The sequence below is a fragment of the Enterococcus sp. 9D6_DIV0238 genome, assembly GCF_002174455.2.
In the GTDB taxonomy this organism is placed as follows: domain Bacteria; phylum Bacillota; class Bacilli; order Lactobacillales; family Enterococcaceae; genus Enterococcus_L; species Enterococcus_L dunnyi.
Map to the genome: position 1 here is coordinate 1,004,687 of NZ_CP147246.1, position 12,942 is coordinate 1,017,628.

15 protein-coding genes, 1 other RNA gene and 1 pseudogene are annotated in these 12,942 nt (G+C 36.4%); 4 read left to right on the forward strand and 13 right to left on the reverse strand.

Annotation, left to right across the window (positions count from 1 at the left end; translation table 11 throughout):
- Positions 1–2: 2 nt before the first annotated feature.
- Positions 3–488 carry a DUF3013 family protein gene (locus A5889_RS04750; protein ID WP_087641216.1) on the reverse strand — a complete coding sequence of 162 codons (486 nt, stop codon included), beginning with the start codon at positions 486–488 and terminating at the stop codon, positions 3–5.
- A pseudogene (locus A5889_RS04755) lies at positions 424–1,123 on the reverse strand (DNA-3-methyladenine glycosylase). The gene A5889_RS04750 and the pseudogene A5889_RS04755 overlap by 65 nt, the downstream one beginning before the upstream one ends.
- Positions 1,124–1,299: 176 nt before the next feature.
- On the opposite strand from A5889_RS04755, the gene A5889_RS04760 reads away from it, so the two are divergent.
- The 4 genes from A5889_RS04760 (at position 1,300) to A5889_RS04775 (ending at position 3,876) form a co-directional block, all read left to right on the forward strand.
- Entirely contained in the window at positions 1,300–2,589 is a 1,290-nt protein-coding gene (locus tag A5889_RS04760; RefSeq protein WP_087641215.1) for a replication-associated recombination protein A, read from the forward strand.
- A 62-nt stretch (positions 2,590–2,651) separates the two neighbouring features.
- Positions 2,652–2,845: non-coding RNA, 6S RNA (gene ssrS / locus A5889_RS04765), on the forward strand.
- Between the two features lie 67 nt (positions 2,846–2,912).
- A complete protein-coding gene (locus A5889_RS04770) occupies positions 2,913–3,191 on the forward strand; it encodes a hypothetical protein (RefSeq protein WP_087641214.1) in 279 nt (92 codons plus the stop codon).
- A gap of 208 nt (positions 3,192–3,399) precedes the next feature.
- A complete protein-coding gene (locus A5889_RS04775) occupies positions 3,400–3,876 on the forward strand; it encodes a universal stress protein (protein ID WP_087641213.1) in 477 nt (158 codons plus the stop codon).
- A 65-nt stretch (positions 3,877–3,941) separates the two neighbouring features.
- On the opposite strand, the gene A5889_RS04780 is transcribed toward A5889_RS04775, so the two are convergent.
- The 11 genes from A5889_RS04780 to A5889_RS04830 form a co-directional block, all read right to left on the reverse strand.
- Positions 3,942–5,126, reverse strand: a complete 1,185-nt coding sequence (locus A5889_RS04780; RefSeq protein ID WP_087641212.1) for an acetate kinase — start codon at positions 5,124–5,126, stop codon at positions 3,942–3,944.
- 26 nt (positions 5,127–5,152) lie between these two features.
- A complete protein-coding gene (locus tag A5889_RS04785; protein ID WP_087641211.1) occupies positions 5,153–6,160 on the reverse strand; it encodes a class I SAM-dependent methyltransferase in 1,008 nt (335 codons plus the stop codon).
- Between the two features lie 226 nt (positions 6,161–6,386).
- The gene (gene comGG, locus A5889_RS04790) at positions 6,387–6,740 is read right to left on the reverse strand and encodes a competence type IV pilus minor pilin ComGG (protein ID WP_087641210.1); all 354 of its coding nucleotides are present in this window, start codon (positions 6,738–6,740) and stop codon (positions 6,387–6,389) included.
- Positions 6,724–7,191 carry a competence type IV pilus minor pilin ComGF gene (gene comGF, locus A5889_RS04795; protein ID WP_087641209.1) on the reverse strand — a complete coding sequence of 156 codons (468 nt, stop codon included), beginning with the start codon at positions 7,189–7,191 and terminating at the stop codon, positions 6,724–6,726. The genes comGG and comGF overlap by 17 nt, the downstream gene beginning before the upstream one ends.
- Positions 7,157–7,480 (reverse strand): competence type IV pilus minor pilin ComGE, encoded by a 324-nt coding sequence (gene comGE, locus A5889_RS04800; protein WP_087641208.1) that lies wholly within the window; start codon positions 7,478–7,480, stop codon positions 7,157–7,159. Before comGE ends, comGF begins: the two co-directional genes overlap by 35 nt.
- Entirely contained in the window at positions 7,455–7,883 is a 429-nt protein-coding gene (gene comGD / locus A5889_RS04805) for a competence type IV pilus minor pilin ComGD (protein ID WP_087641207.1), read from the reverse strand. Before comGD ends, comGE begins: the two co-directional genes overlap by 26 nt.
- A gap of 8 nt (positions 7,884–7,891) precedes the next feature.
- The gene (comGC, locus tag A5889_RS04810; protein ID WP_087641206.1) at positions 7,892–8,176 is read right to left on the reverse strand and encodes a competence type IV pilus major pilin ComGC; all 285 of its coding nucleotides are present in this window, start codon (positions 8,174–8,176) and stop codon (positions 7,892–7,894) included.
- The gene (comGB, locus tag A5889_RS04815) at positions 8,173–9,279 is read right to left on the reverse strand and encodes a competence type IV pilus assembly protein ComGB (RefSeq protein ID WP_339088119.1); all 1,107 of its coding nucleotides are present in this window, start codon (positions 9,277–9,279) and stop codon (positions 8,173–8,175) included. Before comGB ends, comGC begins: the two co-directional genes overlap by 4 nt.
- Positions 9,173–10,138 carry a competence type IV pilus ATPase ComGA gene (gene comGA / locus A5889_RS04820; RefSeq protein WP_087641204.1) on the reverse strand — a complete coding sequence of 322 codons (966 nt, stop codon included), beginning with the start codon at positions 10,136–10,138 and terminating at the stop codon, positions 9,173–9,175. The genes comGB and comGA overlap by 107 nt, the downstream gene beginning before the upstream one ends.
- Before the next feature lie 563 nt (positions 10,139–10,701).
- On the reverse strand, positions 10,702–12,030 hold the full coding sequence (locus A5889_RS04825; RefSeq protein WP_087641203.1) for an APC family permease: 1,329 nt from the start codon (positions 12,028–12,030) through the stop codon (positions 10,702–10,704).
- Between the two features lie 204 nt (positions 12,031–12,234).
- Positions 12,235–12,942, reverse strand: coding sequence for an L-ribulose-5-phosphate 4-epimerase (locus A5889_RS04830; protein ID WP_087641202.1), 708 nt, complete (start codon positions 12,940–12,942; stop codon positions 12,235–12,237).

Consider the following 12,942-nt stretch of genomic DNA (forward strand, 5'->3'; position numbering starts at 1 on the left):
CTTTAATAGCTTGGATAAGCGATATATGTATCGCCATCAGCTGTTTGATAGTTTTGTACTGCTTCATTAAATGCTGTCTCAGACCATTTCAATTCAAAAATCTCTTGTTCTTCATCTGTCAAAAAATCTAATAAGTCACTTTGACCTTCGTTTAAGACTTCATTTAAGTAATCAACAAGACCATCTAAAATAGATTGCTTGATTCCTTTTTTTCCTTCATATGGAATCACAGCTAGATAATCTTCTTCATCCACTACGCTCTTTTCAGGATTAAATAATAAAATACCATCTTCAAATTCAATGATCTCCTCTTCTGACAAGGTTCCTGAAGCATCATCGATTTGTTCATGTGCACTATTTTCAGCAAATAAACGAAAAACGACTTCGATTGAATGATTTTTAGTATTCCAATCAAGAGCTACATCATATTCTGTGATTTTCTTTGTTAATTGTTGATCCAAATAAGTCAATATTGTTGGTTTTTTCATTCTATTTCTTCCTTCCAGCCAAACGTTTTTTGATCGATATCACTTCTTTTTTGTTTAGAGATATAAGGATTTCCAGAAACTACATATCTCAAAGGTAATTCTGTCCAAATTCCTTTATTGGGAATGCCTATTCTAGGAAGGGCCATAATTTTTTTCGGCTGTTTTCTTTTTTCAGGAACGATCCGAAGTGTACTGTCAAAGATCGATTGTCCATATGAATCTTTGGTAATACCTAAGGCACTGACTAATTTTCCTGGACCATTTGATAGCTCTGCACCTTTTCTACCATTACGATTCGCTTCCATTAGTTCAAGCCCTTCGACAGGTTCGATCGCCCGGATCATGACTCCTTGCGGTATGCCTTTATCTTTTGTGACCATATTCAAGATCAAATGGGTGTGCATCGTATATAAATAGATTGTTCCTGGTTTCTCATACATCGCCCTTAATCTAGGTGTTTTTCGTAGCCCAAAGCTGTGGGCTGCTTCGTCATCAGGCCCCAAATAAGCCTCTGTATCCACAATATAGCCGGCTAGTGTACCTGCTTCTGTTTTATGCTCTAAATACATGCCCAATAAAAACTGAGCGATCTCTTCTGTTGTTTTTGTATTAAAAAAATGGATCGTTTCATTCATTATTTTTCACCACTTTCTATCATACACGAAATAGCTGTCATTATCCATTGAACAACGAACAATTCGTGTGATAAATCAATAATTTCTCTCTATAAATCATCTGAATTCCAGCCGATAACAAACATACGTTCTTTATGGTATAATAGTAATCATAGAACAAAAAAGGAGGTTCAACGATGCAGCAGCCTTTAGCTTATCGTATGCGTCCGCGCAACTTAGATGAAGTTGTAGGACAAGAACATCTTGTCGGTCCTGGAAAAATCATTCGTAGAATGGTTGAAGCAAAAATGCTATCATCAATGATTTTGTATGGTCCTCCTGGAACCGGAAAAACAAGTATCGCTAGTGCTATCGCCGGCTCTACAAACTATGCCTTTCGCATGTTGAATGCCGCAACAGATACAAAAAAAGACTTACAGATCGTCGCAGAAGAAGCAAAAATGAGCGGCACTGTGATTTTACTTTTAGATGAAGTACATCGCTTAGATAAAACAAAACAAGATTTCTTATTGCCCCATTTAGAAAACGGTCGTATCATCATGATCGGCGCAACAACTGAAAATCCTTATATTACGATCAATCCGGCGATCAGAAGCAGAACACAAATTTTTGAAGTCAAGCCTTTAAACGAAACAGATATTCAAAAGGCAATCAACGATGCTTTAACTGATAAAGAGCGCGGTTTAGGAGATTATCCTGTGCTGTTAGAAGACAAAGCCCTTCAGCATCTATCTCGTGCTACTAACGGCGACCTGCGCAGTGCTTTAAATGGCTTAGAGCTTGCTGTAAAATCGACACCTGAAACAAAGGACAAAAAAATCGATATCACTCTTTCGATCATAGAAGAATGTGTTCAAAGAAAAGCTCTGACTCATGATAAAGATGGTGACGCACATTATGATGTTATTTCCGCTTTTCAAAAATCGATTCGCGGCAGTGATGTCGATGCTGCTCTCCATTATTTGGCCCGCTTAGTTGAGGCTGGTGACTTACCAATCATCTGCAGGCGTTTAATGGTCATCGCTTATGAAGACATCGGTCTTGGTAACCCGGCCGCGGCGGCACGAACAGTCACTGCAGTTCAAGCAGCTGAAAAGCTAGGCTTTCCGGAAGCACGGATCCCTTTGGCAAGTGTCGTTATCGATCTTTGTTTATCTCCTAAATCAAATTCAGGGATCAATGCGATCGATGCCGCACTGGCAGATATACGAGATGGAAAAGCAGGAGAAGTTCCTGACCATCTGCGGGATAGTCACTATTCTGGTGCAAAAGATTTACAACGCGGGCTTGGCTACAAATACCCACACAATTTTGAACATGCTTGGGTCGATCAGCAATATTTGCCTGACAAAATAAAAAATGCTCATTATTATGAACCAATAGATACAGGAAAGTACGAACAGGCTTTACATCAGCAGTACCAACGGATCTTGGACTGGAAAAAAGCCGGTAAAAAAACAAAATAAAACAGGCTGAAATTCAAGCTCTCTCGTTGCTGTTTAAATCATGTTGTGCTATTATAAAGATGGTAAATCTGTGATGTGCGCGTTGTCTTTTTTGTGTGTTGACCGAACATTTTATTGATATCTTGGGATCCTTCTGGTACCTAAGCTGGTAACATGCCTTATCATTTGGTAGTTCGAAGCTGTCAGTCGTGGAACCCACCTGCTTTGTTTGCGGGTTCAATACTATAGGACGAATAACGGCATCGACGGATTTTCCTTTTTTATTAGCTAGTTGAACAATTTGCTCTAGTGCAAATTGTTTTTTCTTTGATGGAGGTTATATAGTGATTCGCCTACTTATCTTTGCATCTGTTGTTTTACTCGTAGTCATCAGTGTTTTCTTATTAAAGAAATCCTCTGTATTTTTGCCCTTGATGCCAAACGATGATCCTGACGAAAATAGACAGTTTCTACATCAATTCGGCGTATTCTATTTGATACTGGCCGCCATTGGTCTTTTAGTAGGGGTCGTCAATTTGACATTTTTTTCTTTATTTTACATATTCGGATTACTTGTTATTTCAACTGTATTCAGTGTGATGCTTGCCAAGAAGATTCTTTGATGATTCTTCTTTTTTTATTTTCTTTTTTAACGATTTTGCTTTACAATTAAACTATAGAGACCGATAAATACATTTTTTAGTTTCACTACTACTGTCTACTATGAGAAGTATACAGCGTGCTTGTTGCTTGCTCATAAAAATATTCGCTGTTTTTTTACAGCACCGCTTATCTGCAGTAATTAAGTGCAGGAGCGAAAGGAGTGGTCAAATGTTACAAAATTATCGTAAAATCATGGTCGCCGTAGATGGATCGACAGAAGCAGAACTAGCTTTTCAAAAGGCTATGAACGTCGCAATGAGAAACGATGCAGAATTACTACTTGCTCATGTGATCGATACACGTGCTTTTCAATCTGTTTCATCTTTTGATGGTGTTTTAGCTGAACAGGCAACTGAAATGGCAAAACAAACACTCGAAGGATATAAAAAACAAGCAAAAGAGCATGGCTGCGAAAAAGTTTCTAGTATTATCGAATATGGCTCACCAAAACCTTGGATCGCAAAACAAATTCCTGAAGACCAAGGCGTAGATTTAATCATGCTGGGTGCTACTGGACTTAATGCTGTGGAACGATTATTTATAGGTTCTGTTTCAGAATACGTTATACGTCATGCAGCATGCGATGTCTTAGTCGTAAGAACAGATTTAGAAAATAAAGTTCCTGTGGATCAGGATGACAAATAGTTTCTTCCTAAAAGAAAACCACCATTCGGCAAGCGAGTGGTGGTTTTTTATTTTTACTTATTTTATTATCTTAAACGTTCAACATCACGTGCGATCATCAATTCTTCATCAGTTGGAATCAATAGTACTTTCACCTTAGAATCGTCTGTTGAGATCACTGATTCTTTTCCACGAACATTGTTCTTATCAGCATCTAACTCACAACCGAACCAAGTCATGCCTTTGATAACTTCACTACGGACATGTGCGTCATTTTCACCAATACCAGCAGTAAAGACAATCGCATCAACACCATTTAATACTGTGACATAGCTTCCGATATACTTACGGATGCGGTCAGTAAAGATATCATAAGCTACTTGAACTGCTTCTTTATCCATATTTGCTTCTAGATCACGCATGTCACTAGAGATACCTGTCAATCCTAAAAGTCCTGATTGTTTATTTAAAATATTGATCATATCTTTGATATCAGTCAATTCTAGTTTTTCCATCAAGTAAGCTAGTAATGAAGGATCGATATCGCCAGAACGAGTACCCATCGTTACTCCTGCAAGTGGTGTAAAGCCCATTGATGTATCAACAGATTTTCCGCCATCGACCGCTGTGATCGAAGCACCATTTCCTAAATGGCAAGTGATGATTTTTAGTTCTTCAATCGGACGACCAAGCATTTCGGCAGCACGGTGAGCAACATATTTGTGGCTTGTTCCATGCGCACCATATTTACGTGCTGAGAATTTTTCATAGTATTCAGTTGGAATACTGTATAAGAAATTGTGTTTAGGCATCGTTGTATGGAAAGCTGTATCAAAAACCGCTACACTGATGATATCAGGTAAGATTTTTTTGAATGCTTTGATTCCCATAGCATTTGCAGGATTGTGTAATGGAGCAAGATCAGCTAATTTTTCGATTTTTGCTAAAACATCATCATCGATCACAACTGAATCTTTGAAGTCTTCCCCACCAGCAACCACACGGTGTCCAACACCAGTGATTTCATCATAAGAAGATAGAATGTTCAATTCAATCAATTTGTCCAATAACATTTTTACGGCAACATCATGATCATTGATATCCACGATTTCTTCATATTTTTCATCGTTTCCATATTTGATTGTAAAGATCGAATCATTCAAACCAATTCGTTCAACGATCCCTTTAGCAACGACTTCTTCCGTTGGCATTTGGTATAATTGCCATTTTAAACTTGAGCTTCCTGCATTGATTGCAATTGTTTTAGACATAATACTCTCCTCTTTTATCGGTTGTTTTATTTTAAATTTGAAGACTTCCAAGCCTCAAATTGTTGAAAAAATTGTGTCACTTTTGCTGGATCTTTCAATGAGCCTAATTTTGCTATCAGAACTTCTTTTGCCTGTTCACTATGCTTACCTTTATTTTGGACAACTAAGATACTTTTTCTAGACTGAGCAGATTTGAATAATTCATCTGGTAATTGAATCATTCCCTGCAGATAGACATTCTTTTGAATCCAGTTCTTAAAGAACACACTTTGTTCCGTTTCTAAAATATTCGTAGGAATCAAAAATAATCCGTATCCATCCGGCTTGACATATTTCATCGCCTGCTCCATCAATAGATGATGTGCATAGCTATGTCCTTCTTCTGCTGCGGAATCAAAACCAGCTGCTTTTTCATCATTCGGATAAAAGCCAACGGGTAGATCACTCAAAGCAACATCAACTGGATCGATCAATAAATCCTGCAGTCCATCTTGGTGAAATAACTGGATCGCAGCTTGTGTCCATTCATTATTTGTTGCAGAAACTGCTAACAATGTATCATCGATATCTACACCAAAGCCGCTGACATCATACTTAGCCAATGACAAATTAAGGACAACTGTCAATAAAAGATTACCCATACCTGCGGCGATGTCCAGAGCCTTCAATGATTGATCCTGATCGTACAATTGTTCGATCAAGTAGACGAATAAAAAGCCAATACCGTCTGGTGTCAATTGATGATTTGCTTGTAAGGACTCTGTTTTATTCCCTTTTAGTAAAATCAACTGGGATAATCGTCTGATTTCTTCTGGAGTTAAATCGATCGCTTTTAATTGTTGATAAATGGTTTTTAGTTGTTGGACTGTCTGCTCATCCGGTACTCCATCGAGAATACGCACTTGGTAATCATCGATGATATTCTCACCATTTTCAATATACGCATCTAAAAAAGAAGTGTCTAAGGATCGTTGAAGTAATTGAATCGATTGTTCCATTAATTCGAAAGCCTTTTCTATTTTCTCAGAGAACAAAAATAACACCTCTATTTCCATCTATAGTATAACAATTTTCATACCTGTTCTATTTTAACGAAAAAAGATCTAATAATCAATCAATTTCCCAACAATATTTGTAAAAGCTTGTTTTATAACTGTTCTTTTTCTGTCGCTCTTGATTGGCTTTTTAAAATTGAAACTAAAGAACCTTTCTGTATCAGTCGATTTACACATAGTTTGATACACATTTCACAAAAAACATTCATTCACTGATATCTGCTTTTTCCTTCGACACTTGAGGTTGATACACTTCATTAAACGTGTAAGTCGTATGATTCATCTTAACAACGATAGTAAGTGTTTGGTGAGCGTAACTATATGTTAAACGACCGGCTGAAAATTCCTGAGTTCCTTTTGGGTCAAGGGGGTCGCTTTTTTGTTTTACTTCGGCGAGAAACATACTGACCATTGTTTTAGCAATATAATAGTCTTTTGTTTTTTGCGAAAATTGCTGTGCCAATTTAAACTCTTCTAGTACTAGTAAAAATAGAAAACTGGACAAAAAAACCAAAAGCAATGACGTCAGTAATATCCCACCTTTATAGCTCTTTTTCATTTGTCTTGATCATTGACCATCTTGCACTATATTGCTGTCCATTTTTAAATACTGCACGAATAACCACAAAATCATCCTCCTCTTTGAAATCAGCTTCATGAACATCGATCAACAATGGCTGATAACCACCATTATCAACTTTAACGATTTTTCCTAATTTATATTCGATCCAAATGCCTCTTTCTTTTTTTGGATTTTCATAAATCATCTTATTCCCTTGGATTACTTTGAACGCACAGCCGGCTAGCTCATTTTCCAACTGAATGACAAAAATATGCCATTCTTTTTCTTTCTCACTTTTTAAGATTTCAGATACAACTTTCGCATGTTTTATTGCAGCAGAAAAAAGCAAGCAGATAATAGATAATAAAAACAACGCTAACAAACATTCAATTAAGGTGAAGCCCGCGTATTCTTTATTTCTGTTCAAGGGAAAACTGTTCTTTAGCATCTGTAATCACCACTTTGTCTATTTTGTTCTTCGTCTTATATATATAAAACGAGTATGTTCGACCATTAAGTTGAACTTTTTTTTGCATAGCTCTGCCATGATTTTCATAGTTCTTCATTTCTTCATAGAGTATTCGATGTAACCTTAGCTCATCGGTTGCTTTTGCTTTCTTAGATAATAAAAAGGTACTTGATGACATAAAAATCCCGACAATTATTCCCATGATCCCAAATGAAACTAGTCCTTCCAATAAGATGTATCCTTTATAATCGATTGATTTTTTTGACATATCGACCACTTCCTAACTGAAATTGAAACTCGATCGATTGCTTTTTTTCCGGCCAATCATAAGTGAATTTTGCCAATTTCCCATTGTTTCCAGATACCGCTTTAAAGACAATTTTATTTGGACCAGAAGCGTTTAAATCTGTTGGAACAGATAAATGTATTGGTTCGTTTTCTGAAACGATAAAGTATAGCTGTTGTTGTTCTTCAAAGACGATCTGTGTGTCCGTCATCTTAATAATTGCCATTTGCTGTGTAAACAGTAACTGTTTTTCAAAGGTCGATAGAAATTGTTCTATTTCTATCATATGCTGCCAGCGCTCGATTGAAAGTGCTGGTAGCAACATAAAAAAAGTGCACACAAATACTACTACAAGTGATTCGATCAATGTAAATCCCTTTAACATTTTCTTCTTCATTTTTCACTTGTTTGGTATTTTTCATACTGTTCTTGAGTGATATATTCCTCTTTCAATAGTTGCTCGACAGTCGGCGTCTGATTCTTCTCCATCACATAAAGATCTATCTGTGTTTCAACGATTTTGACGATTGCTTCATTGCCTTTTTTATCCACACCTTCTTTATGTTTTGAAAGATTTGGAACAAATAGCAAAATTAAAACAGAAATAATCAACAGAACAACCAGCATCTCTAATAAGGTAAAACCACTGTAATTGATTCGTTTCTTTTTTTTGGTCATAAATATTCCTCCATTCCACCGTAAATCGGTAATAGCATTGCAGCATAGATACCCACTACCATCAAAGCAACAAGTAAAAAAATCACAGGCTGGATCAATTGGATCATTTTTTCAACTCGTCTAAAAAATTGCTGCCAACATAACTCACTGTATACGATCAATTCTTTACCTAAATTTCCTTTTACCTCTCCTTGCTGGATGATCAAAGCTAATTCAGATGAAAAAAACGGAAATGCTCTTAACTGATCGTAAAAAGTAGTACCAGCCAAAGCTTTTGTCTCAATTTCTTCTGCAAGCTCATAAATCAGAGATCGCTGGCTTGTCGTTTTCATCAATCGAAGAACATTCTTGATCTCTAAACCTTGTGCGAATAATTTTCCCCACTCAAGTGCAAAGAAAGCTGAACAGTATTTTTTATACAAGCTTCCTATAAAAGGCAGTCTGGAAAAAAATAGCGCCTTTTCCAAAAATGTTTTCTTTCTAAAGTGAAGATAATATGTGCCTATGACAAAAAAGCTACATAACAGTAATCCAATGACATAATAGGGGCTTTGCTGAATGAATTGAATACCTGGATTTTTAGCTTGAACCGTCCCGTTGACTAATAGTTGCGGCAGTAAAATTTGTCTGATACTGATCAAGACTACAGATAAAAAAACTAAAAGCAGAACAGGATAACTCAATACCTTAAATAAATGTTGCTGCTGTTTATCTGCAACAAGAGTATGATCTTTGATTTTATCTAATGTTCCTGATAGATCTCCATGAGCTTGAGCAAATTCTATTTGAGTTATGATCGTCGTTTTGAATCCTAGATAAGCTAAGCCTGAATAAAATTGATCTCCTCGTTCCATCGTAGCAGTCAAATAATTGAGTGCTTCTTCTGGAATAGAACGTGACTTCTTCATAAAAAGTAAACTCTCTTGTATAGTAAATCCATTTCTTAATAAATCTGCTAAAAGCTGAATAAAAAAATTTTGCTGTCTTTTCGACAACTTATTGCTCTTTTTCTTCTTCAAATGTTCGATCATCAATAAAGCCATACGCCCAAACCTTTCTAAGTTGTTTTTCCCAATTAGAAACATTTCTTTTAGAAAAATCATAATCTAACAATAGTCCGCTCATATCTTGTTGTTTCATTCCTTGAACAAACAACAAGCGTTGATAGATGATTCCTGTGATACATTCTGCTGCTTCTTTTTCCTTTACACCAAGCTCTTTTAATCGTTCATAAACCCCCGTAGTACTTCTTGCATGGATCGTCGCAAAAACAGTATGTCCCGTCAGCGCAGCTCTGATCGCTGCTTGCGCCGTAGAACGATCCCTGATTTCGCCAATGATCAAAATATCCGGCCGATGGCGCAAACAAGCTTTGATCAGCGCATCATAGGTTAGATCGATCTTATCGTTCGTCTGCAATTGAAGAAATGTTTGCTCCTCCAGTTCTACCGGATCTTCGATTGTGATGACTTGCTGAAAGCGATCCGTTTCTTTTGCTAATTTGTACATCAACGTAGTTTTACCTGAGCCAACTGGACCACAAAAAAGATGTAGTCCGCGTCTATGGACCTGTTTACGAATATCCGATAATTGCCTAGGTAAAAAATAATTCTCCTGACTATTACCAAATTGATGCAAAAAACGAATGACCAAACTTTCTCTTTGACAAAAATCTCCCACTGTCGATAAACGTAAACGCACAATTTTATCATTACTGATCCTGTATGTAACAGCTCCGACCTGAGCTTTACGTTTCTCACCAACATCCATACTTCCAATAAATTTAAAGTGAAAAATCAATTTTTCCCCTTCTTGTTCATCAAGCTCTTCAAACATCAGTTTGTTGTATCCTTTTCTGGCAAATACATGTATCTTCTGCTCAACTGGTAAAATATAAATATCCTGTAAATGCTCTGATACGCCCCATTCAATTAATTTTAGAGAAAGCTCCTTAATATCCATTTTTTCCCTCCTTACAGTAATATACGCAAAAAAGATAAATAGTATCGAAAAAAAACGAGTGCGAACAAAACTAAAAATCAGTTTTGCTCGCACTCTAAAACATAATAAACGCTGAAAAATGAAGAAATTACTCCACTTTGTTTCGATCATACTAATCCCTAAAAGAATTGAAGATTTTGGCTCTCAGAGCTTAACACCTCTGTCCTTTCCTCCCCTCATCTTCATATCTCTATAATCACTAGTCATTAAAAAGCAAAAAAACTGCAAATGTCGAAAATCAACATTTACAGCTTATCAAGAGTTCTGATGCACTATCTTCCCCAAAATAGTTTATCGTTTTGATATACTCATTATACTAAAAAAAATGGTCGAATAACTTTCAGAAATTATGAATTATATTAAAATTTTTGAGAAAAATAAGCTCCTGCTTAAAAGGGATAAGCAGGAGCCATGCTTTATCATTTAAAATAAAGACTTAGATCATATCTATTATACCTGATAATTTATGATATTTCTCTCAAATTTTTGATATAAAGAACTAAATTTTTGACAAAACTAGTGTTTTAATCCATTTTTCTAGATATTTTCTTATTAAAATAGTAAACTGGAATGCCTAACAATGTAATACCGATCCCAATACTTGCTAAAATCGTTTGGGTGAATAAAGTTGTAATCAAAATGAATAACCCACCGAGGATCGCAATTATTGGAATGATCGGATACAGCGGTACTTTGTAGGGTCTCAACAGCTCTGGTTCTCTTTTTCTTAAGATCAAAACAGCTGCAAAAATCAAAATACTAAATAGCCACATAACAAAAACCAGCATGTCTGTCAGTAGATCGAAGCTTCCCAAAAACATCATAACAGCAGCAATACTAAATTGAAATAGACCTGCGACATAAGGAACCACAAACTGTTTAGATAACTTTTTAAATTGTTTACTGAAAGGAATCAGCCCTTCCAAAGCTAAGGCGTAAGGAACACGGATCCCTGTCATTGTATACCCATTCAATGCCCCATATACTGAAATCAAAATACCGATCGTAACTATTTTTCCGCCAACAGAACCAAAAATTTGATTCGCTGCATCAGACGCCGCGTTCAAATTACCTGAAATTTGTTGAATTGGCAGTGTTTTTAAGAAAACAAAATTGATCAGGACATAAACAATCGTAATAAAGGTCAACCCTAAAAAGATTGCTTTAGGTAAATCTTTTTCTGGTTTTTTCATTTCTCCTGCAACTGCACCAACACCTAACCATCCATCATAAGCAAACATTGTGGCTAATAAAGCGCCGCTTAAAGCTTGAATAAACCCAGTATTGCCACCCGAACGAATAGGAAATAGCGACACTTCACTGACTGCCGGCATAAATAATCCAACGAGTACGATCAATGCGATGGGAACCATCTTGATTATTAATGTGAATGATTGCAAGTTTGATGCTATTCTAGTTCCTAATAAATTGACGATCGTCACGCTTAATCCTGTACCAATCGCTATTGGTAATAGTAGATTATCGGATAAATGAAATAAGTGAAGAAATTGTGTACTAAAAATAATCGAGAGTGCTGCTATATTGGCAGGAAAATAAATCACACTTTGTGCCCAGCCCAATAAAAAACCTGGTAATTTTCCATATGTATATTCAATATATTTAACTGCTCCACCGGTTTTAGGAATAGCTGTTGCTAGTTCTGCACTAGTCAATCCAGCACAAAGTGTCAAGAAGCCCCCTAATATCCAAGCAAAAATCGTCAAGCTTGACGATTGGGCAAAGCTTACCACGCTAGCTGTTTTAAAAAAAACACCCGCACCGATAACTGTTCCCATAACCGTTGAAAAAGCTCCAAATAATGAAATTTCCCGCTTTAATTGATTTTCTTCCATAACCATCCTCTTTCCATCTTGTATATTATCCTTTAGTATAGCTTTTCTTCATTTAATTTCAAGTACTTTAAAAAACAAAAAAGAGAGTGAAACAAAACTAAAAATCAGTTTTATTTTGCTCTCTAGTCCTAAATAATCGATGAGAAAAAAGCAGCCCTCCAGAGATAAACGCTTTTATCTCAGTCTCAACAAAAGATAGAGTATTTATCCTTGACCATAATATGCGTTCACACCATGTTTTCTAAAGTAGTGTTTATCCAGTAAATATTGCGGAATCGGAAGAATGTTTTTATTTACGATTTCTGTGACTTCCGCCATTTCTGCTATTTCATCTAAAACAATACTATTTTCGACAGCTTTTTGAGGTGTTTTTCCCCAAGTAAACGGTCCGTGTCCATAAACTAAAACACCAGGTACTGCCATTGGATCGATTTTTTCTTTTGTGAATGTTTCAATGATCACTTTACCTGTCTCGAGTTCATATGCGGATTCTACTTCTTTTGAAGTCAATTGCCGCGTGCAGGGAACAACACCATAAAATGTATCTGCGTGTGTCGTTCCATAGGCTGGTATTCCTCGGCCTGCCTGCGCCCACATAACCGCATTTTTTGAATGCGTATGTACAACTGAATTGATCTCTTTAAAGGCCTTATATAATTCAAGATGTGTCTCTAAATCTGAAGATGGCTTCAACGCACCTGCTAATACATGTCCTTCTAAATCTGTGACTACCATATCATCAGCTTTCATTTGTCCATACGGTACACCACTAGGTTTGATGACAACGATACCTGTTTCTCGATCGATCTCACTGACATTGCCCCAAGTCAGCTTAACTAATCCTGCATCGGGTAAAGCCAAATTTGCTGCAAATACTCGTTCCTTCATTTCCTTGATCAATTGTTCGTTCAT